The sequence below is a fragment of the Synoicihabitans lomoniglobus genome, assembly GCF_029023725.1.
Taxonomy (GTDB): domain Bacteria; phylum Verrucomicrobiota; class Verrucomicrobiia; order Opitutales; family Opitutaceae; genus Actomonas; species Actomonas lomonigloba.
Map to the genome: position 1 here is coordinate 2,043,961 of NZ_CP119075.1, position 26,855 is coordinate 2,070,815.

The 26,855-nt window shown below is 60.9% G+C and carries 19 protein-coding genes; 11 read left to right on the forward strand and 8 right to left on the reverse strand.

Annotated features, from left to right (window positions below; genetic code table 11):
- Positions 1–9: 9 nt before the first annotated feature.
- Together PXH66_RS07975 and PXH66_RS07980 are read left to right on the forward strand one after the other, a co-directional pair.
- On the forward strand, positions 10–717 hold the full coding sequence (locus tag PXH66_RS07975; RefSeq protein WP_330928948.1) for a LuxR C-terminal-related transcriptional regulator: 708 nt from the start codon (positions 10–12) through the stop codon (positions 715–717).
- 285 nt (positions 718–1,002) lie between these two features.
- Positions 1,003–1,371 carry a hypothetical protein gene (locus tag PXH66_RS07980; RefSeq protein WP_330932308.1) on the forward strand — a complete coding sequence of 123 codons (369 nt, stop codon included), beginning with the start codon at positions 1,003–1,005 and terminating at the stop codon, positions 1,369–1,371.
- Here the strand turns inward: PXH66_RS07980 and PXH66_RS07985 are convergent.
- The 3 genes from PXH66_RS07985 to hemL all read right to left on the reverse strand — a co-directional run bounded on the left by PXH66_RS07985 (position 1,351) and on the right by hemL (position 6,747).
- Positions 1,351–3,636 carry a hypothetical protein gene (locus PXH66_RS07985; RefSeq protein WP_330932309.1) on the reverse strand — a complete coding sequence of 762 codons (2,286 nt, stop codon included), beginning with the start codon at positions 3,634–3,636 and terminating at the stop codon, positions 1,351–1,353. The genes PXH66_RS07980 and PXH66_RS07985 overlap by 21 nt on opposite strands.
- 34 nt (positions 3,637–3,670) lie before the next feature.
- Positions 3,671–5,401 (reverse strand): SpoIVB peptidase S55 domain-containing protein, encoded by a 1,731-nt coding sequence (locus tag PXH66_RS07990; protein WP_330928950.1) that lies wholly within the window; start codon positions 5,399–5,401, stop codon positions 3,671–3,673.
- A 71-nt stretch (positions 5,402–5,472) separates the two neighbouring features.
- Complete coding sequence (hemL, locus tag PXH66_RS07995) at positions 5,473–6,747, reverse strand: glutamate-1-semialdehyde 2,1-aminomutase (RefSeq protein WP_330928951.1); 1,275 nt, start codon at positions 6,745–6,747, stop codon at positions 5,473–5,475.
- A 320-nt stretch (positions 6,748–7,067) separates the two neighbouring features.
- Here hemL and PXH66_RS08000 point away from each other — a divergent pair, with 320 nt between their 5' ends.
- On the forward strand, positions 7,068–10,220 hold the full coding sequence (locus tag PXH66_RS08000; protein WP_330932310.1) for an ATP-binding protein: 3,153 nt from the start codon (positions 7,068–7,070) through the stop codon (positions 10,218–10,220).
- Positions 10,221–10,414: 194 nt separating this feature from the next.
- On the opposite strand, the gene PXH66_RS08005 is transcribed toward PXH66_RS08000, so the two are convergent.
- Complete coding sequence (locus PXH66_RS08005; RefSeq protein ID WP_330928953.1) at positions 10,415–12,058, reverse strand: NAD+ synthase; 1,644 nt, start codon at positions 12,056–12,058, stop codon at positions 10,415–10,417.
- Positions 12,059–12,197: 139 nt separating this feature from the next.
- Here PXH66_RS08005 and PXH66_RS08010 point away from each other — a divergent pair, with 139 nt between their 5' ends.
- The 6 genes from PXH66_RS08010 (at position 12,198) to PXH66_RS08035 (ending at position 19,043) form a co-directional block, all read left to right on the forward strand.
- Positions 12,198–13,538, forward strand: a complete 1,341-nt coding sequence (locus PXH66_RS08010; protein ID WP_330928954.1) for a TolC family protein — start codon at positions 12,198–12,200, stop codon at positions 13,536–13,538.
- Positions 13,535–14,128: a Maf family protein gene (locus tag PXH66_RS08015; RefSeq protein ID WP_330928955.1), complete on the forward strand. Its 594-nt coding sequence runs from the start codon at positions 13,535–13,537 to the stop codon at positions 14,126–14,128. The genes PXH66_RS08010 and PXH66_RS08015 overlap by 4 nt, the downstream gene beginning before the upstream one ends.
- Positions 14,129–14,149: 21 nt before the next feature.
- Positions 14,150–15,298 carry a hypothetical protein gene (locus PXH66_RS08020; RefSeq protein ID WP_330928956.1) on the forward strand — a complete coding sequence of 383 codons (1,149 nt, stop codon included), beginning with the start codon at positions 14,150–14,152 and terminating at the stop codon, positions 15,296–15,298.
- Positions 15,299–16,069, forward strand: coding sequence for an RluA family pseudouridine synthase (locus PXH66_RS08025; RefSeq protein ID WP_330928957.1), 771 nt, complete (start codon positions 15,299–15,301; stop codon positions 16,067–16,069).
- 117 nt (positions 16,070–16,186) lie between these two features.
- The gene (locus PXH66_RS08030; protein ID WP_330932311.1) at positions 16,187–17,767 is read left to right on the forward strand and encodes an agmatine deiminase family protein; all 1,581 of its coding nucleotides are present in this window, start codon (positions 16,187–16,189) and stop codon (positions 17,765–17,767) included.
- Between the two features lie 223 nt (positions 17,768–17,990).
- Entirely contained in the window at positions 17,991–19,043 is a 1,053-nt protein-coding gene (locus PXH66_RS08035) for a 3-deoxy-D-arabino-heptulosonate 7-phosphate synthase (protein WP_330928959.1), read from the forward strand.
- Here the strand turns inward: PXH66_RS08035 and PXH66_RS08040 are convergent.
- On the reverse strand, positions 19,027–19,635 hold the full coding sequence (locus tag PXH66_RS08040) for a YdeI/OmpD-associated family protein (protein ID WP_330928960.1): 609 nt from the start codon (positions 19,633–19,635) through the stop codon (positions 19,027–19,029). The genes PXH66_RS08035 and PXH66_RS08040 overlap by 17 nt on opposite strands.
- A 104-nt stretch (positions 19,636–19,739) precedes the next feature.
- Here PXH66_RS08040 and PXH66_RS08045 point away from each other — a divergent pair, with 104 nt between their 5' ends.
- Together PXH66_RS08045 and PXH66_RS08050 are read left to right on the forward strand one after the other, a co-directional pair.
- Positions 19,740–21,974, forward strand: coding sequence for a hypothetical protein (locus PXH66_RS08045; protein ID WP_330928961.1), 2,235 nt, complete (start codon positions 19,740–19,742; stop codon positions 21,972–21,974).
- 87 nt (positions 21,975–22,061) lie between these two features.
- Complete coding sequence (locus tag PXH66_RS08050; protein WP_330928962.1) at positions 22,062–22,880, forward strand: SDR family oxidoreductase; 819 nt, start codon at positions 22,062–22,064, stop codon at positions 22,878–22,880.
- A gap of 20 nt (positions 22,881–22,900) precedes the next feature.
- Here the strand turns inward: PXH66_RS08050 and PXH66_RS08055 are convergent, their stop codons facing one another.
- The 3 genes from PXH66_RS08055 to mutS form a co-directional block, all read right to left on the reverse strand.
- Positions 22,901–23,536, reverse strand: a complete 636-nt coding sequence (locus tag PXH66_RS08055) for a 3-keto-disaccharide hydrolase (protein ID WP_330928963.1) — start codon at positions 23,534–23,536, stop codon at positions 22,901–22,903.
- A gap of 90 nt (positions 23,537–23,626) precedes the next feature.
- On the reverse strand, positions 23,627–24,043 hold the full coding sequence (locus tag PXH66_RS08060) for a hypothetical protein (protein ID WP_330928964.1): 417 nt from the start codon (positions 24,041–24,043) through the stop codon (positions 23,627–23,629).
- Between the two features lie 251 nt (positions 24,044–24,294).
- Positions 24,295–26,850 (reverse strand): DNA mismatch repair protein MutS, encoded by a 2,556-nt coding sequence (mutS, locus tag PXH66_RS08065; protein WP_330928965.1) that lies wholly within the window; start codon positions 26,848–26,850, stop codon positions 24,295–24,297.
- Between the last annotated feature and the right edge of the window lie 5 nt (positions 26,851–26,855).

Consider the following 26,855-nt stretch of genomic DNA (forward strand, 5'->3'; position numbering starts at 1 on the left):
ACCAAGTCGATGCCTAATAGCTTAGATATGGGCGCAAATGCTCAACTTTCTCCTCAACACGTTCTCACCAAGCGAGTGATGGTGGTCGATGACCACCTGTCAGTCGTGGAAATGGTTATTCAATTCCTTGATAGTCTCGGCGGCTTCACCGTCGTGGGCCAAGCGACCACCGTCGACGAAGCGATTCGAGTCGGGTTGGAGCAAAAGCCCGATTTGGTGATACTCGACCTGGTGCTTGAAAATGGAGCCACCGGGCTGCGCCTGATCGACGATCTGCGCCGGGCCAGTCCCAATACGCGCTACATGATTTACTCCGGGAATTTAACCCTCAACGCCGTCCGAGCAGCGCTCTCCGGGGGCGTTTTGGGGATTGTGGATAAGGGGTCTCCCCTCAGTGAGCTGAGACAGGCCCTTCGCAGCACGATCGAAGGCACGCCATATTATTCCAGCTCCGCCGCCGAATACCTGCGGCATTTGGTGCGTGAAAAACGCAACGACACCAAACAGGTGGATTTAAGTCCGCGGGAACGTTCGGTTCTATCGATGTTGGCCGAAGGATTGAGCTCGAAAGAAATCGCCGCCCGCCTCGGCTTGAGCATGCACACCGTCGTCAACCATCGCAGCAACTTGATGCGGAAAACCGGCCTTCATCGCGTCGCGCAACTTTCCCGTTACGCCGTGGAAATCGGATTATTGAATCCCCCGCGGGTTCCCTAGTCATCACTCGCGGTCGGGAAGTCGGTGGTCGCAGAGCCATCGCCTTGGAGTCTGGCCCAGTGTCGGCTGCGGAGAGCAACATGCGCTCTTATGACGGGACGCTTCCCCCGGGATGAGTTGGGAGTCGAATTGAAATCGTTCACACCAAGTTGTTTGGTAAGCACGCCCTTTCGTTTACAGCACTCCGACCAAAGATGTGGCACAATTGCTACGATTCCGACGCGTGAATCGTAACTGGCATTGACCAAGCTAAGATAACCCGATCTGGGAGATCAGGTATCTTATATGAAACAAGGTTTATCGTCCGACACGTTTGGTCATCGTTATTGCGAATTGCACGGTATCACCACCGACCGATTCGCCTCGCATTTCTTTGCTCGATGCCTGCATCCCCATGCCCGGCCGATTGCACCGCTAATCAAGCTTTTCAACCGGCAATTCTTTGCCTCCGATTTCGATACGGTCGCTGATATTGCGGGCTGCCGATCCCTGCAGGAGATGCACGCCGCCATCGCGGAATATCGCTACCACCCCTACAACCGGGGCTGGGCGCGGGATTGGTTGCGAATCCGTATTTCCAGCCGCCGAATCATGCGTCACGGTCGGCAATTTTTTCGGTCGCGCAGCTCGGGTTTAGCGCCCGTTTCCGGGTAAGGACACGCGCTGGCTGACGCGATTACCTGCAGCATCCTCAAGTTGCACTTCCACGGCGGTCGCGCCGATGAGGTTTCCCGCTGCGATGGAAATCGCAAAGGTTTCCGTTTTACCGTCCAAAATGCCGTCGGATGGCTGCGCTGTCTCCGCTTCAAATCCATTGTTAAATTTCAGGAGTAAACCCGAAAGCAGCGACAATCGATCCGCCCCTGTGACGTTGATGGTCAGTAGATCCTCGTCGCGTGAGACATTGACGGCTTCAATTTCAGGCGAGGTTAAATCGATCAGCAGATCATCCGTCTCAAACGAAACTTCGAAGCGATCGGCCCGGGGACGCGGCGCTGTTTCCTTGACGACTAAACGCGTGAAGTAGATGCCCTCGGCCAACGTGCGTCGATCGAACTGCACCCACGATTCCGTCGTATCGATGGCGAAGTCGATCCACTCGTCGGAGTCTTCGGATCGCACCGAGAACGAAGCCGTAAAATCGTCGCCATCGGGATCTCGGAGGCTCCACGTAACGATTTGTGCACCCGGTTCCGGCACCAACGGACTGGCCAGCAATTGGCTTTGCTCATTGGGTGAGGGCGTGGAAGTAGCACCGGTGGCATGTCCCAACGTAAACGAAGTTGGTGCATTGGTGTCCCCGCGGGGCACGAGCCCGAAGTTGGGCGAAATCACGCGGAAGGTCTGTAAAATCGGGCGACGGTTTTGCGGCAGGTGATAAAGCGTGGCGCGGTCCAACTCCAAGGCGGGCGAAATGTCTTCCGGGAGTTCTATTTTCAGCTCCACGTATTGCCCGGTCAGTGCATCGCTTTTCCAGCCGCCGTCGACTGCGGTGGTCTTTTGCCACGGCGTCCAACCCTCCACGGCGTCGCGCCCACGATTGGCACGCAGTGAAACCTCCAGTTCCTCGTCGGTCAGATTCCTTGTGCGGTCAAAACGCAGCGCGCCGATCCGTCCAACGGAGCGTAGATCGAGTCGCTTGGTTTTAACGGATCGCGGTCCCGTGGCGGCAAAATCCATCACCGTGACACCGGCCGGATTGTTCGTGAGCAACAGATAGCGGTCGGTCGAATCCATTCCCACAATATCGAGAACCTGCGCCGCATCGGAACCGGGGAACGTCAGCGAGCGCCGGGCACTGCGATCATACCCCACGAATTCACCGTCGTCCCCGCCGGGCAGGAGTAACATATCACCGCGATCCAAGATCCGATAAATCGCGATATTGCCACGGGAGACCACCGTCTCCGGCAGACCATCTCCCTTGCGCAGGTAAACGAGATTCGTGCGTCCCGAAAACTCATCAAACGCCGCCGGCTCCATGATGGTGGGCGCGGATTGGGGAGCTTCCTTGTCCTCCTTTTCCGGCTCCGGCGTAACCGTCGCGGCATTGATGACGCGGTTGTCGGCGGACGTTTTGGTCATGACCACGGAGGCATAGACATCACCTTCGTCGGTAACGTGAATGTCGGTCACTTCCGCGCTTTCATTGTCGAACAAAATAACGGGAGATCCTCCCGCGGCGGGGAATCGGTAGAGATTGCCGCTCGGGGCCGATCCGGCGAGCACGTCACCATCGGGCATGACGGCCAACCGGCGCACATTGCGATCACGGATCTGACCGAATTCGACCACCCCGAGATCGGCGAGTTTGGCGTCAGTCCCGGCTTCCTCGACGGCATGGAATTGCGCCAAATTCACGCGAAACACGCGTCCGGGATTACCGGTGCCCACCAGCAGATGGGACCCAGCGGGCTCCATGCGAATATCCAATATCGAGTCGACGGGCAGGTTCGCTTGGGCCGTAACTTCACCGCGGTCGTTGAGACGAAACAACGCGCCATGGGGAGACGTGCCCGCCACCACTCCTCCGTCCGGCAGGCGACGCACCACGAACACCTGACCGGCATCGAGCGTAGCCCACGTCTCCGCTGTCAGGGACTCCTGCTCGACATCCACCGTGAGACGCAGGATTCGACCATCGGGTCCGGTGCCGACCAGCCAGGAGTCCGGCGTGAAAGGTTCGATTTGCCACAGCAGTTCCGCGCCGATTTCTCCGGCGAGTGATCGCAAGACGGGCCCCGCAATCAAACGCCCGTCCGATCGCGTCGCGAGTCCTTCCAGATCGCGGGACGAAACATCGCGATAAAAATTGATGGCTTGCGACTTGGACAGCGGTTCGGCCGCCGCGCCACCGGCCAATAAGGCCAGCAACAAAGTAACGAAAATTCGGATACGCATGAAAACAGGAACGAACATGAAAAGGGGGGACGGGGCTGCGCGAAACTTGCGCTTAGTCGGTCACGCGCAGAGGTTGCCGAACCAGGCCGGGAACCAAGCGATGGGGCAGGATGTGGGTTTCCCACAATATTTCGCGAGCGGCGCGTTGGTTGAACCGAGCGGAATCAGCACTGCGAGCGACACGTGCGAGCGAACCGGGCAGTTCGAGCGTCGACTCTGTTTGGTCTAGGAAGATTGAGGATTTCGTCACGACGGCCACATAGAGGCCGTCGGGGCGGCGCTGCGCGCGCAACACATCGAGGTAAGCGTCGAAGTCGCGGATCTGACTCACGGGGTAAACCGTCTGCCCGCCACTCAGATTGTCCAATGCGGGTCCACTGCTGATGAGTATCTCCAACTCGCGTCCGCGCCAATCACTCGCCATCGGAATCTTCACGATTTCCTGCCATGGTTGGGATTGGAAGTCCCGTAGTGAGAGGGTGACTTTCAGCGTTTTTCCGATCGCCACCTGACGATGGGAAAACTGCACATTGTCCAAACTGGCCGTGGGGTTGGTGGGCAAGGGCTCGACGCGGAAAGTGACATGATCCGGAAAAACTTCCTCGACCGGGTTCTGCATCCACGTCGTCAGGCTTTGGGTCAGGGCGGCCAGACTTTGTTTAAATCCCTCCGGACCGGCGAACAGGCGTTCGGTCGTCAGCTTTCGCCCGCCGGGAAAATTGACCTGCGTGGTGATGGCGAAGCCTTCGGACAGACCCGCGTCATTGGAGCCGAGCACGGCCTGGCTGAGACCGGCTGCCGTGATGGCCGGAGTCAGGCGCGGATGACGCACGGTCGCAAAATTCAACGTGCGTTGCGGACTGATTACCGTGACGGGAACCATCGGCGGTGCTGCCCCCAATTCGCCATAAATCGCGGAGAGCCGATCCTGGCGCACCGTGCCGATGACCGGCCCGGTATTTGATATTTTAAACGAGCTCAGATTGGACGGCAGAATGGCCACGATCTCGGCCGTAGTCATCGGCACTTCCACGGTGCCCAAACCCAGCAAGGGATGCCCAAAGGCGAGGATGCGATTCCCGTCGACTTGCGAGACGGTGCCCGTGCCCGCCAGCGTGATGTCTCCCACCGCCAGCGCCGCGCCGACCGCTTGCCCGGGAGCGAGGGTTGCGCTCGTGCTCATATCCATGCTGCCGCCGCTGGTGGCACCACCCAACGTGGTCGTATGAATTCCAAGCTCGGCCAGCGGACCGCTCACGAGCGCCGTAACTTGCGGGGAAAGTCCCCCGAAAGCGAAAACCGGCGAAAGAGGGGCCAGTGCACCATCCCGGCGATCCCCAAGTCCGTCTCGGCTTGATGTCATCGGTTTGGCGGGAGGTCCTTGGGCGGGAATGGTGCCGTCGCCTGATCCCGGCAGCGGGGTGCTTAAATCCATGGCAATGCGTCGCACTTCCAACAGGTCGTCGGCCGGCGTGAATCCCGCGAAACGCACCGTTTCGAAACGTTGCACCTGATAGGACAACGCACCGGCGAATCGGCCATCGATGTAGAGCGGGCTGCCACTCATGCCGGCGACCGCGCCCATGTTTTGCACGCGCGGATCGGTCAGCTCGCAGAGAATCATCGATTTCCCGGGGCCGAGCGCGTTGGCAATCACCCCGGTGACTTTAACCGTGAAGGGCTCGGGCTGCGTGCCTTGAAAAACCGTCCACACTTCGCCTTCCATTCCGGCCGCGAGTTCACTCAGCGGCAGCACCTCTGCGTGTTGCGGTTGCGCGACCATCGATGAAGAGACGATCGTTCCGACGCACACCATTAGCCAAATGACCAGGCGGCCATGCCGGGGGAAGCAACTCATAGGGTTTTGATCACATCAGTCATGATTTCACAGGCTTTATCGATCACAGCGCCTTCATGGGCCGTGCTGATGAAGCATGCCTCATAGGCACTTGGAGGCAAGTAGACGCCTTGATCCAGACATCCGCGAAAATAACGGGCGAACAGTTCCGCATCCGTCGTCTGCGCCGTAGTGAGGTCGCGCACCGGTTGGTCCGTGAAATACGTGCACCACATCGAGCCGGTTTGCGGCACCTGCGCGGCGATGCCTTTGGCGGCGAGAGCACCCGCCACGGCGGATTGCACTTGGGCTCCGAGTCGAGCCAAACGGGCGTAAGCTTCGTCATCGGCCAACAACTTCAGCGCCGCGATACCAGCGGCCATGGCGAGCGGATTACCGCTGAGCGTGCCCGCTTGGTAGACCGGACCTTCGGGCGCGAGGCGATCCATGATATCGGCCCGGCCGCCGAACGCGCCGACGGGCAGTCCGCCGCCAATGATTTTGCCCAACGTCGTGAGGTCCGGTGTGATGGCTTCGATCTCCTGCACGCCGCCTTTGGCCAAACGAAACCCGGTCATAACCTCATCAAAAATGAGCACGGTGCCATGCTGCGCCGTCAGTTCGCGCAAGAAGCGGAGATAGCCTTCATCTGGCCGAATCAACCCGACGTTGGCGGGGTAAGGCTCAAGAATGACGCCCGCGATCGCATCAGGATTGGCCGAGAACGCTGCCGTGAGCGCGTCGCGATCATTGAACGGCAGCACGATCGTTTCCTGTGCAAACGATGCCGGCACGCCCGCGCTGTCCGGGTGTCCGTGAGTGAGCGCGCCCGAGCCGGCTTTGATCAGCAGCGAATCGGAATGGCCGTGGTAGCAACCGGCGAACTTGATGATCTTGTCGCGACCCGTGAAGCCACGCGCCAACCGGATCGCCGACATCGTGGCTTCAGTGCCGCTGTTGCACATGCGCACTTTTTCAATCGAAGGCACGTAAGTCGTGATGAGCTCGGCCATCTCCACCTCGTAGGGATTGGGCGTGCCAAACGACGTGCCGTTGTTCAGCGCCGCCGCGATTGCATCACGAATCACCGGATGGTTGTGGCCGTGGATGGCAGGGCCCCACGTGCACACGAAATCGATCAGCTCGCGATCATCGGCCGTGGTCAGCGTGGCGCCATGGGCGGCCTTCACAAAAAACGGCGCGCCGCCCACGGAACGGAAGGCACGGACAGGAGAATTCACGCCACCGGGAATCAGTTTTTTGGCGCGCTCAAAGAGGTCGGACGAAATCATGGATGTCGTTTTTTAACCACGAATGAACACGAAGTGACACGAATTTTATTTGGTCAGCTTCACTGCGTAGAACAGATGGACGTAAATACATTCGGTCGACAGGCGATTTCGTCTGGCGCAATAGCCTCTACCCGAATTGAACTTATATCATGGTGGACCCCGGCACGATGACCCTAGCGGCTACACTTCTGCTGAAGGCGTTGATTGCCGTGGCGAAAGGCTCGAAAGGTGAGGGATCTGGGACCGAGACCGCTACTGATGGCGGCTTGACCGGAATCTTTGCGCAATTCGGAGGAGGTATCGGTGATGTTGTCGCGGGAATGCTACCGAGCGCGGCGCATGAAAAACTAAAATCGCTGTTAACCCGGTCGGAGTTGTTCGATCTCGACCCTCAAACTCAACTTCCCCGCAATCATGACCTGCAGCAGGCCAGCCGAGATGCCTTTCGCGGCGCGGCCTTGGCCCTCACTTGGGAATTGGCGGGGCGAGTTCAGTCGGAAAAACCTTGGCTGAAATCTTTGGGGGAAGCGTTGGGCGCGGGGAAACTGCGTCAGCTATTTTCGGATGACGCCATTGCCGGTGATCCCCGTCGCGCTTGGGTCATGCGCTTGCAGGCAGCCATTTCTACGCAGTCGTTTCTCGACTGTCACGATAAGCTACAGCTCAACGATGCGGAGATTCGCAGCGTGTTGGGTCAAGGGCGCAGCAGTCTCTCCGACCGTCTGACATCCGGGGTGAGCGAGTGGGTCGACCGGGAGGTGGGCAGCGACGGACAACCGCCCGAGTTCCAGACGCTGTTGCACGACGGATGGCAGATGTCACCGGAAGCGCCGGTCCTACGGTTCGTCGACCTGCACGCCTCCTTTTTTGCGGAATACCTGAAACATCGTCCCGAGGTGTCCCGCATTCATGTGGCCCAGGAACTGGCGGATTTGCGCCAATCACTCGACGACGAGTTCTCCGATTTACGGGGATCATTTGCCGCGATCGATGACCAGTTGGGCCAACTGCTCCGCCAGCAATCTCAACTGGCCCTCGATATCGGCGAGGTGATGGCGACCCTCGCCACTCTCAATTCGGCCCGCGCCCACGGGGACGAGCAACAACGCGCTCTCACGGCAGAAATTTTGCACGGCGTGCTGCGCCTCGAGAGTAAATTCGATTACCTTCTAGGCGGACTATCGAGCCAAACCATCGACACTCTGCGCCTGGGTGACAAAAGGAAGCACCCGCAGGATGATCGGTATTTCATGTTGCCGCAATATCGCGCCCTGCCGTTGGTCGGCCGAGACGCCGACCTCGCCGACCTGCGGGACTGGTTGCGGGCCCCCGACGCGCTCTCAGTCCGCTTGATGATCGGTCGCGCGGGCTCCGGCAAGACGCGGCTAGCGTTTGAGTTCCTGGCGGAACTGGGAGACCAGTGGGCTCATTGGACCGCCGGTTGGATGACGCGCGACCATCTTGCCACAACCCTGCAACGCGATCCGGCAAAACTGCACTGGGATCGCCCCGCCTTGCTGGTCATCGACTACGCGCAGGCCTTGGCCGATCCGATCACCGCGCTGCTGCAACGCCTGCGCGACAACGCGCCGGAGTCCGGACCACCCTTGCGCGTGCTACTGCTGGAACGCGTGGAGGGAGCCTGGTTCGACACGATGCTCCGCACCGACGAAGTGAGCAGTTACGCGGCTTCGAGCGTGGGTGAGCTTTTTGATCCGCCGTCTGCTGTGAAGGTGCAGCCGTTGCCCCCGGGACGCCTGCGTCGGGACCTCCTGGCTTCAGCGCTTACCCGCGTGGCTCAATTTCATGGCAAGCCGTCGCCCCCTCTGCCGACCGAAGGAGATGATGCCAGCTTGGACCATGCTCTGGCCAAAACGGATTTTGCCGAGCCCCTCCTGCTCATCCTCGCGGCCCGCACCGCACTCGACGAAGGATTGACCGCGGCGATGGCTCACACCCGCACGGAACTCGCTCATCTGGCCGCGAAACGTGAGCGGGCCCGCCTCCGCCGTTATGCGTCCCTTTCAAGCTCAACCGAGCAACGAAGTGCGGAGCGCCTGCTGTGCCATCTGGCGGCCTGCGCGACACTGGAGGAGGTCAAAACCACCGCCGAACTGAATCGACTCGTGCAGGAAGAGCTTGCCGCGCTGGGCTTACCCTGGCCGTCGGGCTGGGGGGACTTGGCCCAGCAGCTTCAGGAGATATTGCCCGGTCAAACCATGTCGGAAACGTCGCGCGTGGTGGGCCCCATCCTGCCCGATTTTGTGGGCGAGGCGTTCGTGCTCCAGCAGCTCGCGGTTTCCGAAAAAAGTGCGACCCCGTGGCACGCCTGGGAAAGTGTGGTGCGCCGGGGAGCGCAACGCGACCCCGTCGGTTTACCCAAGAACATCATTCATGCATGGCAGAATTTTGGTCAGGACTACGGAACCAGTGAGGCGGAAAGGCCTCTGCTGTATGCCACCGACATGTTGATCGCGGACGCGGCGGTATCCCGCGATCGCAGTGCGTTGTTGGGACTGTTGGGTGCCATGCCCGACCAGTCGCTGGAGTTGGCCGACCGAGCGCTGAAACTAGCCAAGCTGAACTATGAGCGCGCGCGGAATTTAGCCGAAAAATCGGAATCTCCAGACCTGTCCGATTGGGCGCATGCCGCGTCTAATTGGGCGAATCGATTAAGTGGAGTGGGGCGTCGAGAGGAGGCGCTGGTTGCCGCCGAAGAGGCGGTTGGATTGAGACGTCAGTTGGTGGAGCGCAACCGGGACGCCTACCTGCCGGACTTGGCGAGTTCGGTGAACAATTGGGCGAATCGATTAAGTGGAGTGGGGCGTCGAGAGGAGGCGCTGGTTGCCGCCGAAGAGGCGGTCGGATTGTATCGTCAGTTGGTGGAGCGCAACCGGGACTCCTACCTGCCGAATTTGGCGATGTCGGTGAATAATTGGGCGAATCAATTAAGTGAAGTGGGGCGTCGAGAGGAGGCGCTGGTTGCCGCCGAAGAGGCGGTCGGATTGTATCGCCAGTTGGTGGAGCGCAACCGGGACGCCTACCTGCCGAATTTGGCGATGTCGGTGAATAATTGGGCCGCGTATTTAAGTGGAGTGGGGCGTCGAGAGGAGGCGCTGGTTGCCGCCGAAGAGGCGGTCGGATTGAGACGTCAGTTGGTGGAGCGCAACCGGGACGCCTACCTGCCGAATTTGGCGATGTCGTTGGCGGTGCTGGGTGACCGGCAATTCGAACTTGAGCACTTCGCGGAAGCCGCGCACTGCCATAAGGAGGCCCTGTTTTGTTTGGCGCCGGCATTTCGCCGGCTGCCCCAGGCCCACGGGAATTTGTTCATCGGAATTGCGCGCGACTATTTTTCTGCAATCGAGAAGGCTGGGGCCGAACCGGAGAACGATGTGGTCGAACTGTTGCGTGAGTTGGGGCTGCTGGTTGAAGGGCAACCAGATGGTGGGAAACCGGAATCGCCGGAGTGAAATGGGGCCCATCATCGGTGTTGGACGGCGGGGCGTTGCCGGGGCGGCCAGGGTGTCGGGCATAAAGCCCGACCCACGACGATACCGCAGATCTGTTACCGCGGGTTGGCCCTCTAGTCCCGACACATTGCCGATCCGCCGTCTTGCCTTGAATCACCACCATTCGGCGGCGGGCGTATTCCCGGTGAGGGCCTTCAGCTCACGTATTTTTGGACGATGGGGATGCGGCGGCCGACGCCGAAGGCGAGGGGAGTAATCTTGATGCCGGGAGCCGCTTGTTTGCGTTTGTATTCGTTGAGGTCGACCTTGCGCACCATGTCATTGACGACCGAGGTCTCGAATCCTTGGTGAACCAGATCGCGTCGCGAGAGGCCTTCCTCGACGTAACCGCGCAGGATGGCGTCGAGTTCGTCGTAGGGCGGCAGGCTGTCCTCGTCTTTTTGGTCGGGCCGCAGTTCCGCGCTCGGCGGTTTGTTGATCGTATTCCACGGCACGATTTCGCGCTCGCGGTTCATCCAGCGGGAGAGCGCGAATACTTGGGTTTTGAATACATCCGAAATGACCGCGAGACCGCCGCACATGTCGCCGTAAAGGGTGCAATAACCGACCGCGATTTCGCTCTTGTTGCCGGTGGTGAGTAGCAGCGCGCCAAACTTGTTGGACAGCGCCATCATCAATACACCACGGATCCGGGCTTGGATGTTCTCTTCGGTCACATCAACCGGCCGCCCCTCGAACAAGGGCTGCAAGGCCGTTTCGCAGGCCGCGACAGCTAGGGCGATTTCCATCGTCTCGAAAGGAATCCCGATATTCGCCGCCAGGTCCTTGGCGTCGTCACGAGAGTGTTGCGATGAGATGGACGAGGGAAGCGAAACGCCGATCACGTTTTCCGCGCCGAAGGCCTCCGCCGCGAGCACGGCCACGACGGCCGAATCGATGCCGCCGCTGAGCGCTACGAGCGCTTTCTTAAAGCCCGACTTGAACGCGTAGTCGCGCAATCCCAGCACCAACGCATCGTGCACGTCGGCCATGTCTTCCTGCGCAAAACTCGGGGCGAGGACTGGCTCCGCCGTCGTGGCCAGATCGATGACGGCTTGATCCTCGCGAAAGGCCGCCAGGCCGGTGTGCAGCGTGCCGTCGGGTTTCGCGATGACGGAACGACCATCGAAGACGAGTTCATCGTTACCGCCGACCGCGTTCACGTAAACGACGGGGCAGCCGAGGGTCTTGGCCGCATCGATCACGAGCTGCTGGCGCATGCGGTTCTTGCCGTGATGCCACGGACTTGCCGAGAGGTTCACCATCAGATCCACGCCGGCCTCCGCCAACTGGGCGACGGGATCGTGATGATACAGCGGCCGAGGCGTGACATCGGCGTGCATCCAGATGTCTTCGCAAATGGTCACGCCAACGCGTCGTCCATTGATCTTGAAAACCGTCGGCTGTTTGGCGGGCTCGAAATAACGGTCTTCATCGAAGACATCGTAAGTTGGCAGCAGACATTTCCGGGCAAATCCTTGAATCGCGCCGTGCTGACACAGCGCCGCGGCATTGAAAAACGGACGTCCTTCCTTGGCCGGATTACGCTCAATCGTGCCGACCAGTGCCGGCACGTCACCCGTGATCGCGGCAATCTCCATGAGCGTGCCCTCCGCATCGTCGCCAAATCGCCGCTTCAGCAGCAGGTCGCGAGGCGGGTAGCCGCAACTGACCATTTCGGGGAAAACCACCAGTTCGGCTCCCGCCGCAACGAGGTTTCGGTAGGCCGCAATGATCCGGTCGCGGTTGCCCGCGAGGTCTCCGACCGTGGTATTGATTTGAGCTAGTCCGACGCGCATGAGTGTTAAAACGGAGCAACGTGACCCAACCCCGGGAAACTGACAATCCACAAGCCTCGATCCGTGTTCAACCGACACCACGAGATATAAACGCCGTGTCTTGCGCCCGACTCCGGTGACGGTTTGCTTGCGTGCTACCATGGCTGAATCGCTCCTTCGTTCGTTGCCCCGCTTATCAACTTTCCTTCGGCTGGGAGCCGGTTTGGCGCTGGTCACACTGGGAGCGTTGACGACCACCGCTGCCTCCTACGACCTCGCTGATGCACTTGAGGCCGTGGACGATACCAACCTGAGCGTGCTGCTCAGCCGGGAAACCGTGCTTCAAACCATGGAGACGGCCACTCAGGCCCGAGCCGGATTGCTTCCCAACCTCACGCTCGATGCCTCCCAACGCCGCTCTCAGTCCGCGTCGTTTGGCAGCACCGTCTCCCGCAACGGCATCAATAATCGCTTCGATGTGGGCCTGAACGGCCGTCTGGACCTCCTTGATCCTCAAACCATCGCCACCCACCAAGCCGCAAAAATCGGAATACTGGTGGCGCGCCAAAATGCTGAAAGCACTCGCGAAACAGTGCGAGCCGCCGTCGCGACGGTTTTTTTGCAACATCGACGCAACCTCGCGCGTCTCGACTTGATCAATGCTGACATCACTCGGGCCGACGCGCTCCTCGACTTGGCCGTGCGCCAACGTGATGCCGGTGTCGCCACTCAAATCGATGTCACCCGCGCCCAAGCCCAACTCGCCATTGCCCAACAGGCTCGCCTCCAACAGGAGACCGAGGTCCGGGCCACTGAACTCCAATTCATTCGACTACTGGCCCTGCCGGTCGACACCCCGGTCTCGCTGGCTCCGTTTGCCGTGACGATCTCCACGAGTGAATCCACCGTGCTGGTGTCGCCCGAAGACCAGGCGTTCGCGCATCGGGCCGACTACCAGAGCTCGGCCCAACGCTTGGAACAATCCGATCTCGAAGTGCGCGCCGCAAAATTCAATCGCCTGCCGTCCTTGTCATTGAATGGCAACTACGGGCGAGCCAGCGCCACCGCCTTTGATGGCGAGGACGCCGCCGTGTGGTCGGCCGGAGTGTCCCTCAGCGTCCCCGTATTCGACGGTTTGCGCACCGGCTCGCTCACGCGCCTGGCGCTGTCCCGGCGTCGCGCCAACCAACTGCGGCACGAGGATCTGACCCGCGGCATCAGTGCCGAGGTGCAGCTCGCCCTGCAGGATACGGCGTCGCGTCGCGCCCAGATCCAGGTCGCGCAAACCAGTCTGGCCCTGGCCGAGGATGAACTCGAGCTCGCCCAAATCCGCTTTGAACAGGGAGCCGCCGACAATCGTGAAATGATCGAAGCGCAAAACCGCCTCGCCGTGGCCAGCGACAATCTGCTCGGCGCCACGCTTCAGTATAATTTGAGCCGGGTTGAATTGGCCCGTGTTACCGGTGACGTGCGAGCGATCCTCCGCGAGCAAGCGCCGTGAGCGATTCGGCCGCTTCCACCCGGACCTTGATTCTCGCCTCGGCGTCCCCTCGACGCCGGGAGCTGCTCGCTTCGTTGGGCGTGACGTTCGACGTGATCACCGCCGACGTCGTCGAACACGAGGATCCGACCACCGACCCTCGCGAAATGGTGGCGCACAACGCCGCGCTCAAAGCCGATTGGGTCGCAGCCCGACACCCCGATCGCTGGGTGCTGGGGGCCGACACCACCGTGTTTATCGACGGCCACGCGCTGAATAAACCGGCCGATAGGGTGGAAGCCCGGGCCATGTTGCGACGACTCAGCGGACGCACGCACACCGTTTTCACGGGGCTGGCCCTGCGGCACACCGCCACCCATCGGGCCATCGACGAGGGCGTGGCGAGTGACGTGACGTTCAATTCGCTGTCGGATGCTACCATCGAAACCTATCTCAGCCAGGTCCACACCCTCGACAAAGCGGGCGGTTACGCGATCCAGGAGCACGGCGAACTGATCGTAGCCCGCCAAAGCGGCTCATTTTCCAACATCGTCGGATTACCTTTGGAACGAACGAAACAAATTTTGACCGAATTGGGTCTCTTGCGCTGAGTTACTCCGGTTTCCGCCGTCATGTCATCCGTTCTTCCTCCACCTTCACGCCCGCCCCGCCGCCGCCGTTCCTCCGGCAGCGAAGGTATCGGGTGGGTGCGTGGCCCGCGTCGCAACTCGGCGATGCGCGCCGGCATTATCGGCACGATCATCGTGCACCTCCTCCTGCTGTGGTTGGGACCCAAATTTGCCGATCACTTCATGGAAGGCCCGACCGTTGGCATGCGACCCGAGACCGAGGAAAATCGGATGTTCGACATCAATATCATGCCGGACGAGATGCCACCCGTGAACTTCGTCGAGGCCAATCCCGATGCTCCGGACAACCCGCCCGACGAGACCGAGAACTTTGCCGACCGCAATCAACAGCTCGCTCAGGAAGAGCCCGCCGCCGAGCTCGGTGACATGCCGTCCACCGTCGGACTGGATGACGTCGAATCGACTGCGATCGTCTCCGGTGACGGTGCCGAACCGCTACCGCCCACGGCCGCCGCCCCCCCGACGCCGGAAGTGACCGAAAGCGAGTCCACCGAGACCGAGGAACTTCCCGCCCTGGCTCAGGACCCCCTGGGCGGCACCGAAGAAATGTTGGGCGAAAACGAGGACACCATCGGCACCAATATCGTCGAACTCCCCGAAAACCCCCAGTCCGATGTGACGGAGCGCGTCGAGGGCGTGACCGATCCCGACCAGGCCACCCCGGAAGGTCGCGGTCTCTACTACCGCCCCGACCCGAATCGTCCGGCGCAACGGCCCAACCTCGCCCAATCTCAGATCCAGCCTGCCGTGTTCGCCAATCGCGCCGCCGGCACGGAAAACATCGGCGTCGTCGCGCACAACGCCTTGCGCACCGAGTTTGGCGTCTACTTCCAACGCATGCTCGGCGTGATCGGGCAGGGCTGGCGCTACGACATCAAAGCCAAGATCGAGCGACGCCTCGGGTTTCCGCTCGACGGCAGCCGCGTGGTGGTGGCGTTTACCCTCAACAAGGATGGCTCCATTAAGATCGACAATGTCGATGGCAACGCCGGTCCCCTGTGGGACGGCGTGGCAGTCGAGGCCGTAGCGGCCCCATCGCGGCTGCAGGATGGTTTTGGTGAATGGACCGACGAAATGGTGGTCATCCTCGGCGACAGCACCCCGATCAAGCTGACCTTCTTTTACCAGTAAATGAATCGCTCCGATGCAGTGCCGGAGTTGGACGCGCCGTTGGGCAAAGGCGTCGAGATCGTGACGGCGGACGCGTCGGGTCTCTACGCCTTGGCCAAACCCGCCGGGGTGCTCTCGCACCCAAACAAGTCCGGCGAAGAGCCGCGGTCATTATTGAACACACCCTACACATTGACCGGGGAATGCTATGGCTGGACGAGCGCGGATGGCACCGAGCGCCGTGCCTGGCTGCTCAACCGTCTCGATTCGGGCACCTCCGGTGTCGTTCTCTTGGCCACCGACGAAGCCCTGGCCCGACACATTCGGGCGTTGTTCAAAACGAAACGTATTCAGAAAACGTATGCGGCGCTGGTCTTCGGACGCCCGGTGACGCGTCGAGAGGTTTGGCACGACCGCCTCGCCGTGCAAAAACAAGGCGGTCGCATCCGCACGGGCGGGCAGGGGAACATCCCGGCCGAGTCGATCATGCAGTGGGTCGATTCCGCCCGGCAGGCCACGCCGCCACTCAGCCTGATCCAACTCGAACCGCGCACCGGCCGCAGTCACCAACTCCGCGTGCAGGCGGCGTTACGCCATCTTCCCATTGTCGGCGACGCCACTTACGGCGACTTCCGGCTCAATCGCGACTTCGCCAAACGCAGCGGGGATAAGCGGCTCTTTTTGCATTCGTTTCGCACCCGTTTCGACTACGAATGGCGCGGGCGTCGGCACCGGTTTCAAGCCGAGGCGCCCCTGCCGGAATCCTTCGCGCAAGCGCTCCAGCGGGGTTAGACAGAGGACGCTTTATTTCCGGCATTTCTCGCCGACCCGTTTGATGAAAATGAAGAACGTGGTTCTTTCATTGAACATTTGAAAAAGAACTCGGGACTAACCGCGTTTTCGCGCCTCATGCACACCCCTTTTATGTCTCGTTTCGGTTGGATTGTATCGACCGTGCTGATCACGCTCGCGGGAGTGCTGGGGCTGGTGCGGTGGAGCGGAGCGAGAACCCACGCTTTGCCTCCATCCACCACCGACCTCGGTGAGCTCTTTGAGCGGGCACCGACCGATGAAAACCAGGCATTTCATTATACCCCGCCGGTGCCGCTGGCTCGGTTGGCGACTGAATGGGAACCGCAACGTGCGCTTGTGCTGGGCATGGCGCTACCCGAACTCATGGCCGACCAAAGCATCGCTCATTACCAGCGCGATCTGCTCGTCGCGGCGCACGATCTGGTGGATGTGTATGTTTTCTGTGAACACGACCACACCCGCGCGATGGCGTATTTTTTGTCGCTGCTCAACGAGCTGCCGCAAGCGGAAGCGGTGCTGGCCCGCACGGACTTTGTCGACTCCCGGAATCTGAGTCGGTGGACCCGCGACTACGGTCCGGTGTTTGGAATCAAGCCGAATCAAGGGCTCGTGATGCTCGACCACGTTTATCGCAACCTGACGCTCGATCTCGAAGAACGAGTCGAGTCCAAGTCGGATTCATTGCGAAAATTCATGTCGCTGCAGGGGGACGCCATGCCCGGTGACGTGGCCGTTTATTTGCAGCAACGCTTCGATACCGAAGTCGACGTCGTGCGCCCGCCCTTGTGGATGGACGGCGGGGACTTCATCCACGACGGAAAGGGCAATGTATTTATTTCCGCGCAGACGCTCGTGCGCAACGGCGGCAACAAGTCGGCTCTCACCGAGCTCTTTCGCCGCTACTTCGGAGCCAAACAATTGCATGTCCTGCACGCGTTGCCCGGCTCCACCGTCAACCACCTCGACATGGTGATCAAATTCCTCGACGCCAACACCGTGGTGGTCGCGGACTACCAGTCGGACGACGACGAGAATCTCAACCGCTACCGCCGTCAATTGACGCAAAGCGTGCGCACCATTCTGGCCGAGAATGAAGCCTACTTGCGTAAACACTTTCCCTCATTGCGCATTCTCAAAATGCCCATGCCGCCGATCATGTTCATGTCGGAGGAAGAGATCCTGGCCGAAGGAGCCTCCGAGTTCCTCCAGGCCATGGCCGTCAATTGGGGACTGACCACCGCCGACAATCTGCAACACCTGCGGCAGGCGGAATTACGGCAGTTGGAAGAGTCCACGTTGCACAGAATCCGCGGCGAAGTGGGGAGGGTGAACCTCAGTTCGGTCGATGGTTTCAACGCCGTGCTTCGTCACTACGGGCAACTGCCGATGGACAAGTATTTCGACATGCACTCGGAGTCGGTCACCCGCTACCGCAGTTACATCAACAGTCTCTTTCTGCACAGCACCGCTGGTCGCCAAGCGTTTTTGGTCCCCCGTTTCTCTGGTCGCACTACCGCTGAAACCGCCCGACTGACCGCTTGGGAATCGCAGGTCGCCACCACTTACCACCAAGCCTGGCCGGATGCCGAGATTCGCTGGATCAATTGCGATGGCATGATCACCGACATGGGCTTCATCCACTGCACCACGATCACGGTGCCCGACTGGAAACTCTAAGACGGTCGGCTGGTCGGCCTTCGGTTGCCCGAAGCCCGCCATTGACAGGCCAGAAAGTGTCCGCCACGCATGAAGCCATGTCGTTCGCCTCGTTTTACGCCTTCTTTTGGTTTGGCTATTGCCCCTCCGACTGAGCGGCTGCGCGACGACGTTTTCCTTTTAAAAAACTTCATCCGCCGACAGCCGCCCTAGGGCGGCTTTTTTCGTTTAAAACTTCCGCATCATGATTCTCCCCAAGTCCCACCGCCTGACTGATCCTCAAGTCGCCGAACTCACCGCCATCGTCTCCGAATTCGGGTGCAACCTGCAGCCCATCATCGGCGCCGTGCGGACCATTTATGCCATCCTTGGCGACGAGCGCGATGAGTTGATGATCAACCGCATCGAGGGTCTGTCCTACGTCGATCGCGTCGATCGCATTCAGTCGGGCTTCAAATTGATGGACCGTCGGTCGGATCTGGCGACGCACGAGATCAAACTCGGCGGGGTGACCCTTGGGAAAGAATTGTTCGTCATCGCCGGTCATTGCACCATCGACCCGAAGAACCCGAACTACTTCTACGAAACGGCCGCCGCGGTGAAGGAAGCCGGTGCTCACGTGGTGCGCGGCGGGGTCTGGAAACCCCGCACCAATCCGTATTCGTTTCAGGGTGACGTGAAGTCGCTCGACATCCTCATGGAGGCATCCCAGCGCACTGGCCTGCCGGTCGATGCCGAGGTAATGGATGAGGAGCACCTCAAGATGGCGCTCGATGCCGGCGTGCACATGCTCCAGATCGGCGCCCGCAACGCGCTCAACTATTCGCTGCTGCGCGCCATCGGCAAAGCCATCGCCGAACGCGATACCGTGGTGCTGCTCAAGCGCAGCATCCACATGGGGCCGATCGATGAATTCATCGCCGCCGCCGAATACATCGTGAGTTTCGGCAACCCCAACATTCTCCTGTGTCCGCGCGGCACCAAACCGGGACTCGATGGCTACCGCAACCATCCCGACGAAAGCATCACGCCGTTGCTCAAGGAAAAGAGCTGGGCTCCCGTGGTCGTCGATCCGTCGCACTCCGTTGGCAAGGCCGCCTATGTGCCGGCTTGTTCGCTGGCGGCGGTCGCCTATGGCGCGGACGGCCTCTGCATCGAAAGTCACATCGACCCCGCCAAGGGCATCGGTGACGATCCCAAGCAGGCGCTCACGCCGGCCGTGCTGGCCGAGACCATTCAGCAATCCAAGCAACTCTGGTCATTGCGTCGCGGCGAAGGCATCACGGCCGCGGTTTAGTGCCGTTTCCTGATAACTGAGGCAGACGCTCCCGCCGTTCGGAACACGCGAGCAATTGTCCGAACCGGCGCTCCCGCGTCGCCTCCTGTTTGGCGCTCTCGACCCAGTGTAGCGCCGTTCTCCGATAGCCCGGAGGCTGGGCGTTGAAAAATCGCCACGCCCCGGACTTGGCTGCAAAGGCCCGTTGCCGGGACGCGACGAGTTCCGGCGGCTTGTCCTGTTCAAATGAATACGCTCCGGTGAGCGTGGGGTCGCGACGGGCGAGGGCGGCGCGACCGGCCGGCTGCATGCGCCCGGCTCGCTCCAGCGCCGCGATGGTCGCGATGTTTTTCTGGCTCCACATGGAACGCGCCTGACGCGGCGTGAAGCGCTGCACGTAACTCGTCTCGTCATAACGGCGCTTCAGGCCGTCGATCCAGCCCCAGCACAACGCTTCTTCGACCGCTTCGCCATAGGTGATCGAGGGCAGTCCGGAGTCCTTGCGGTGCAGCCCCACCCAAACTTCCGTGCAACGATCGTGATGACGAGCGAACCACGCGGTAAACTCGGCCGGAGTCTCGAAAAAAACCGGTTCGGGGTCGGAGACAGGCATCGCAGCCGCAGATTGCCGGGAATCCGGCGGACAATAAATCACAAAACCCAAGCGTCAGAATCTCTTTCAACACCCCCGGCATCGGGAGTAAGTTCCTTCACCCCATGTTGCGCCCCTTATTATCTCGCCCGCTGCTATCTGCGTTTGCGGTCCTTGGCACCCTCGTCCCCGCGTTCCGCCTGTCCGCGCAGGAAATCACCATCGAAGGCACCCAGTTCATGGCCTACGGTGAACCGGTCTGGCTCAACGGCATCAATGCCGCCTGGATCGATTGGAACGACTTCGGTGGCGGACGGTTCCGCGAGTTCCAAACCAATCCCAATGATCGCTCCACCCGCGGATGGGATGAGGAAATCGCCAGTTACGCTGCGGCCGGGATCAATTCCGCCCGCATCTGGATCGATTGCGACGGCACCCATGTCCTCCGCTACGACGCCCAGGGCAACGTGACCGGGACGGTCGCCGGGTTCATCGAAGACGTCGGCAAGCTCCTCGATATCGGTCAAAAATACGGTGTCTACATCATGCCGGTGCTCACCTCGTTCGATCACGCGCGGGAAAAAACATGGGAAAGCACGTGGCAGAACTGGCGCGCCTTGCTGGGGGATGATGCCAAGATCGATTCCTACATCGACAATGTGGTGATTCCACTCGTGCAGGCGTATCCGGATCACCCTTACCTCTTCGCGTGGGAAATCTGCAATGAGCCCGAGTGGATGTATGCCGGCGACACGGAGCAGCGCGGCACGACCCGGGATCGTATCGTGATGTTTCACGCCCGGGTGGCGGCCGCCATTAACAAGCACACCACCAAACCGGTAACCACCGGCACGGCGGGGTGGCAGTGGATGAGCAGCGCCCGAGGCAATTTCAACGGCCAGCTCTACAGCGACGCCTCGCTGCAGGCACAGTTCGACGATCCCGACGCCCGACTCGATTTTTACCAGATTCACTATTACGGCTGGATGCAAAGTCAGGGCGCCAGTCCATTCGACGAAGGCGACACCCCGACGTATTTCCTCGGCGCGGCCCCGGACCGACCGGTCATTATCGGAGAATGCCCCGGCCTCGCGACGCTTTCCGGAGGCGCCATCAAAACAGTCGTCGAAGAATACCAAACGGGCTGGGACAACGACTATCAAGGCGTCATGGCTTGGTCCTCCAGTGGCCACGACGGGGCGGGCACGTTACCTGAAATCGCGGTCGGCACGACCCGCATGGCGCGCAAATACGCGGAGCGCATCGCCATCGCCCGACCACTGTTCGCCACGCAGCCACCGGCAACCACGATCGCACCGGGCGGCGCGGCGACGTTGGGGGCCGACATTGTCGGCCGTGGCGTGATGACTTATCAGTGGCGCAAGGACGGCTCGGATCTGCCGGACGCCACCGCGGCCACGCTGACACTCACTGCCGTCACGGCCACCGATGCCGGTGACTACACGCTCGTGGCCACATCTCCGACCGGACTTTCCACCGAATCCCAGTCCGCCGCGGTCAAAGTGGAGGCCCTGGCTCCGGGTAAATTGAAAAACCTTTCGGTTCTCGCGCACTCCGGCACTGGAGGCGACGTATTGACCGCGGGCTTCGTTACCAACGGCGGGACCGAAGCCAATCTCCTCATTCGCGCGGTCGCGGCCAAAATCCAACAACCGCCCTACAACGTCAGCGGCACGTTGGCTAACGCGCAGTTGGCCGCCTTCCAACCAGACGGCACCGAGCTGGCGCGCAACGACGACTGGGCCTCCGCCTCCGCCGAAACCATGCGGGCGCTGGGGGCCTTCGACCTGGACGCCGGGAGCTCCGATGCTGTTTTCACGGGTAGTCTTCCGGCCAATACACCGGTTTCGGTCCAAGTGAGTGACACCAGCGGCGGCAGTGGTGTCGCCATTGCCGAAATTTATGATGCGAACCGCGATCTCACCGGAAATCGTTTGGTCAATCTTTCCGCCCGCGTTCGCACGGGGGGCAGCAATGGCGCCCTGACGGCTGGATTCGTCATCGATGGCAACGTGCCGCATCGGGTTCTTGTGCGTGGCATTGGCCCCGCGTTGGTGCCGTTCGGCGTGGCCGACGCGTTGTCCGACCCGACCTTGCGGGTCGTCAATACCGCCACCGGCGAAATCGTTGCCGCCAATGATGATTGGCAGGACCACGCCGGTGGGGCACCTCTCGTCGCCGCTTCAACCACCGCGGGAGCCTTCCCGTTGCCGGCACGCAGCTTGGACGCGGCCGTTTTGATCACGTTGCACCCGGGGTCCTACACGGTTGTCGTCACGAATACGGAAAATTCGAGCGGTGTGGTTTTGGCCGAGGTCTACGATTTAGGGGAGCGTTGATCATCCCTCGCTCCCGTCGGGTGATCGTAAACATCGGCCGACGTTGATCGGTGAAGCAGACCTGCGACGTTGGTGATTTACCCAATCATGAACGATACCCCCAGCCCGTCTCCCTCCCATCGAACTGTCCTCATTACCGGAGCCGGCACGGGTATCGGTGCAGCCCTCGCTCTCCGCCTCGCACACGCGGGTTGGACCGTGATCATCGCGGGTCGTCGTCCGGAGAAACTCGAAGAAGTCGCCGCGAACATTCGAGCCGCGGGCGGCACGGTGACCGTGGTGGTGGGCGATGTGACAATGTCCGCCGACGTGGCTCGAATGGTGGCTGCCGCTGGTCCCTCGCTCGATTTACTCGTCCACAGTGCCGGCCAAGGCCACTGCCTCACGATCGACGAACTCGACGAGCAGGAGTTTCGAGAAACACTGAATGTCGCCACTGTCGGCGCGTTTTTAACCGCCAAACTCGCGTTGCCCAAACTGCGAGCGGGGCAGTCCGGCGCCGGCCACATCATCCAAATAGCCTCTCTGGCCAGTGGCGGCACCTGGAATCGCGAAGTCGGCTATGGAACGGCCAAAGGCGCCCAAGCGAAATTCGCCCTCCATTTGACTTCACAAATGGAAGTCGACGCCGCGGCGGGTGGGCGACGCATTCACGTGCACGCCGTTTGTCCCGGAACGGTGGATACGCCGTTTTGGGACCGCGTGCCGAATCGACCGATCGACCGTGCCAACGCCCTGACCGGCGACGAAGTGGCGTGGATGACGGAGGCGATTATCAACGATCCGGCTGCGACGTGGGAAACGCTCAGTGCAATCAAGCCGCGCGCCGAAATCGTGATCAAACCGCACGCGCCATTTGAACGCTGGAGCAATGTCATCGCCGTGGCCCACGAGAGCCATCCCTGACGCGAACGAGTGCATCGAGCTCAGTGTTCGATCAACTCGATCGTGCGAAAGTCCAAGGGGCCGAGTTCTCCTTGCAGTCCTACATGACCTGAGCGTTTCGCGATGCCTTGCGCCAAAGTGATCAACGTGCCATTGAGTTTTACGGCGAGGTGTTCGCCTCGGCAGGTGATTTCGAGACGATTCCATTTCCCGGCGGGTTCCTTGAGCGCTTCGATTTTGGCGGCATCGTAAACTTGTTCAAAGTCGCTCGCGCCGTAGTGAATCAAGGTGCCCAGCGGGTGCTCCACATCGGTGGCGTCCATGCACTGGACCTGGTAACCATTGTTGGGCCAACCATTCTCGTCGTCGTGACTGGTGGCACCGGTGCGCACGAAGATTCCCCCGTTGGCGCGTGCTTCGTTGAATCGCACCTCCAGAATGAGGGTGAAGTCGGCATACGTCTTGTCGGAACGCAGCCACCCCGTGCCGCGATCCAAATGAAGCAGGCCCTCGCGAACCGAGAAGCGACCGCCGTTTTCAATCGTCCAACCGGACAGGGATTTGCCATCGAACAACGCTTTTGGTTCGTCGGAGCCGCGCGACACGCCGACACCGACGACGAGAAAACAGGAAACGCAAAGCGCGCGCCAAGCGCGGCGCCGGGGTGGGGTAAACATGTCGCAATTCTACCCACAACTGCGCCGGGCAAAATGCTGAAATCGCCCGGACTTGGTTACCGTCCAGCGTCGCCGTCTTCCTGTCGCGGGTTACTCGATCGGAGGAACCAACATTTCCCGCGGCAGGATGTCTTCGACCTGCCGGGAACTCTTGAATGCCACAAACCCTGCTTCCTCCCGACCGATGTAGTGATCGGCAGACACCCACACCGGTCCACGGCGGCGATAGACCACGCCAAACCAACGTTCCACTCGTCGACTGATGCGAATACTCGTGAGCACCTCGAACCCGATGATCTCACCCAAACCCTCGGAAGATGATCGAAGATCCCGCGCAGCCTTGGTTTGCGCCTCTTTCGATTGATCGAGTAACCACACGTTGACGAGCGCATCCGGGCCATTGGTTTGATAGGCGGTGAAGCCGCGCTCAAAGAGCTCGCGGCCGTCGGCGGATGCGATGACGGGAATAAAACAGAGGCAAAAAAGCAGGCGGAACGAAGCGCTCATTTTCAAGGGGCAGGGTAGGAGGTTACGAAGGCTCGAATGTGAGACCCGCGTGGGTTCAGAATGATCCGTGTTCGACCGTGAAGCAGATGCGGACGAGGTGGAACTCGTCCCTCCGGCTATCGATCTCTCCACGGAGGGACCGGTGCCACCCGGTCCGCGTTGCCCCGAAGCGCGAGCGAGCTTGCGGCCTACGAGCGTCAGACCTTTCGGTTCAAACGTAGGCCGCCCGCGGGCGGGCGCGTTTCAGTTCGTCAGAGCAAACTGAGCTGCGAATCGTCCGCCGGTTTCACCGAAATTTTCTTCTTCGGCTTTGCTTGCGGGGCGGACAACTCGACCGAGGTGTCGTCGGACTCGAGTTTTCCCAGAATCGATTTGGCGCGGTCGATCACGCTGGGCGGCAAGCCGGCGAGGCGCGCGACTTGGATGCCGTAGCTGCGGTCCGCCGCCCCCGATTGAATACGGTGCACAAAGATGATGTCGTCGTTCCATTCTTTCACCGCGACGCTGTAGTTGCGTAGTCGCGGCAAGTGTTTGTCGAGTTGCGTGAGCTCTTGGTAGTGCGTGGCAAAGAGCGTGCGCGGACCTTGCTCGGATGAACCGTGCAGGTGCTCGACGACGGCCCACGCGATACTCAGTCCGTCGTAGGTTGAGGTGCCGCGACCGATTTCATCGAGGATGATGAGTGAGCGATCCGTGGCGTTGTTGAGGATGTTGGCAGTCTCGTTCATCTCGACCATGAAGGTCGAATTGCCGCGGGCCAGATCATCGCTGGCGCCCACGCGGGAAAAGATCCGATCGACCAAACCAATCCGGCACTTGGCGGCGGGCACCCAACACCCGATTTCGGCGAGCAGGGCAATCAATGCGACTTGGCGAATGTAGGTCGATTTACCCGCCATGTTGGGGCCGGTGATCAAGGCCAACTGTTCGCCCGAAGACGAGAGCAGGGAGTCGTTGGGCACGAAACTTTGATTGCCGCGAATGATGGCGGTATCGGGCGCTTTGAGCATCTGCTCGACCACCGGATGACGGCCCTCGGTGATCTCGAGCACGTCGCTTTCGTCGAGCTCGGGCTGATGGTAGTCCCATTCGCGCGCGAGCACGGCCCAACCGGCCAAAACATCGAGTTCGGCCAATGCGGCGGCACTGTGGCTGAGCGTGATCGACTCATCCAAAATGCGCTCGATCAACGTGGCGAAAAGTTCGCGCTCGCGGGCCAGCGCGTTGTCCTCGGCGTGGAGGATTTCCTTCTCCTTCTGCTTCAGTTCATCGGTCACGAAACGCTCGCTGTTCACCGTGGTCTGGCGGCGAATGTAGTTGTCGGGCACGAGGTGCAGATTCGATTTGGTAACGTCGATGTAGTAACCGAAATTGCCGGTGTATTTGACCTTCAGGCTCTTGATGCCGGTGCGCGCTTGCTCAGCGCTTTCGAGCTCGGACAACCACGTCTTGTTATCGCGGGTGAGGTTGCGAATGCGATCCAGCTCGGGATCGAACCCGGAGCGGATGGCACCGCCTTCCGCGATGTCGGTGGGCATCTCATCAGAGAGCGCTCGTTGCAACAGATCGCGCAATTCCGGCAGCTCGGCGATGCGAGCCGGGTAATCCGTCGCGAGCGTTTGGCCGAAGTCGGAGAGCAAGCGGTGGATGTCCGGCACCTGCCCCAACGTGTCGCGCACGCCGCCGAGCTCGCGCGGGTTGCGCAGGCGATTTTGCAGCCTGCCGAGGATGCGGGGAATGTCGCGAATGTGGGCGAGCGTCTCGCGGAGCTCGCCCAGCAGCATGGGTTCGCCCAGCAGCTCGCCAACGGTCGCCGAACGGCGGCGAATTTCGGTCAGATCGAGTTCGGGCGCGCTGAGCCAGCGCTCCAGCAGTCGCGCGCCCGCCGCGGTGCTGGTGCGGTTGATGGCGGTGAGCAACGATCCCGCTCGCGAGCCGCGACTCGATTGAAAGATCTCCAGATTGCGCAACGTCGCCGGATCGATGAGCAGGGTGCGGGCGCTGCGATATTCCTGTAGGGCCCGCAGGTTTTCGGGTTTGGCGCAGAGGTTTTCCGTCGCGTAGTGGACCAAGGCCCCGGCGGGACCGAGGCCGGGATGTTTTTCGTCCAGACCAAACCCCTCGAGGTTGAGCACGCCCAGCGCGTCGAGCACAGTGCGGGCGCCTTCGGCGATTTCAAAATGGTAACCCGGCAACTCCGTGACGAGGCGGTCGGCGCAAAAATCGCGCAAGGCATGCGCGTCGACATCGTCATGCGGCGCCTCGCGCCAAGTGGCGGCGTCGCCTTCGATGAGCAGCAGCTCGGCGGGTTCGAGCGCCGTGAGGACGGGGAGCAGGTTGTCCGCGCGCGCATCCGTCGCGAGTTGGAACTCGCCGGTGGACAGGTCGAGCCACGCCGCATGCAGACCCTTTTTGTCGCGATGCAACGCGCACAAATAGTGGTTGCGCGATTCGTCGAGCTGGTTGGCGGCGAGAGTCGTGCCGGGGGAGAGAATCCGGGTGAGCGCGCGCTTGACCAGTTTGCCGGGCACGGCGGCTTCGGCTTGGTCACAGATGGCCACCTTGTGACCGGCGGCGAGCAGTTTGGGCACGTAATTCTCGATAGCGTGATGCGGCACGCCCGCCATGGGATAATCCTGGCGCTTGGTCAGAGTGATGCCGCAAACCCGGGACGCGATTTCGGCATCTTCGTAGAAGATCTCATAAAAATCACCGAGACGGAACAGCAGGATCGCCCCCTTCGGCAGGGCACGTTTCACCTCGAAGTATTGCTTCATCATCGGGGTTAACTTCTTCGGCGCGGGCATGGCGG

Coding starts and splice junctions, on each gene's coding strand:
- PXH66_RS08010 (WP_330928954.1), top strand. CDS start 12,198: ATGGCTGAATCGCTCCTTCGTTCGTTGCCCCGCTTATCAACTTTCCTT.
- PXH66_RS07990 (WP_330928950.1), bottom strand. CDS start 5,401: ATGGTCGCGCAACCGCAACACGCAGAGGTGCTGCCGCTGAGTGAACTC.
- PXH66_RS08005 (WP_330928953.1), bottom strand. CDS start 12,058: ATGCGCGTCGGACTAGCTCAAATCAATACCACGGTCGGAGACCTCGCG.
- PXH66_RS08040 (WP_330928960.1), bottom strand. CDS start 19,635: ATGCCTGTCTCCGACCCCGAACCGGTTTTTTTCGAGACTCCGGCCGAG.
- PXH66_RS08035 (WP_330928959.1), top strand. CDS start 17,991: ATGATTCTCCCCAAGTCCCACCGCCTGACTGATCCTCAAGTCGCCGAA.
- hemL (WP_330928951.1), bottom strand. CDS start 6,747: ATGATTTCGTCCGACCTCTTTGAGCGCGCCAAAAAACTGATTCCCGGT.
- PXH66_RS08045 (WP_330928961.1), top strand. CDS start 19,740: ATGTTGCGCCCCTTATTATCTCGCCCGCTGCTATCTGCGTTTGCGGTC.
- PXH66_RS07980 (WP_330932308.1), top strand. CDS start 1,003: ATGAAACAAGGTTTATCGTCCGACACGTTTGGTCATCGTTATTGCGAA.
- PXH66_RS08055 (WP_330928963.1), bottom strand. CDS start 23,536: ATGTTTACCCCACCCCGGCGCCGCGCTTGGCGCGCGCTTTGCGTTTCC.
- PXH66_RS08060 (WP_330928964.1), bottom strand. CDS start 24,043: ATGAGCGCTTCGTTCCGCCTGCTTTTTTGCCTCTGTTTTATTCCCGTC.
- PXH66_RS08050 (WP_330928962.1), top strand. CDS start 22,062: ATGAACGATACCCCCAGCCCGTCTCCCTCCCATCGAACTGTCCTCATT.
- PXH66_RS08030 (WP_330932311.1), top strand. CDS start 16,187: ATGCACACCCCTTTTATGTCTCGTTTCGGTTGGATTGTATCGACCGTG.
- PXH66_RS08025 (WP_330928957.1), top strand. CDS start 15,299: ATGAATCGCTCCGATGCAGTGCCGGAGTTGGACGCGCCGTTGGGCAAA.
- mutS (WP_330928965.1), bottom strand. CDS start 26,850: ATGCCCGCGCCGAAGAAGTTAACCCCGATGATGAAGCAATACTTCGAG.
- PXH66_RS08020 (WP_330928956.1), top strand. CDS start 14,150: ATGTCATCCGTTCTTCCTCCACCTTCACGCCCGCCCCGCCGCCGCCGT.
- PXH66_RS08000 (WP_330932310.1), top strand. CDS start 7,068: ATGCTACCGAGCGCGGCGCATGAAAAACTAAAATCGCTGTTAACCCGG.
- PXH66_RS07985 (WP_330932309.1), bottom strand. CDS start 3,636: ATGTTCGTTCCTGTTTTCATGCGTATCCGAATTTTCGTTACTTTGTTG.
- PXH66_RS07975 (WP_330928948.1), top strand. CDS start 10: ATGCCTAATAGCTTAGATATGGGCGCAAATGCTCAACTTTCTCCTCAA.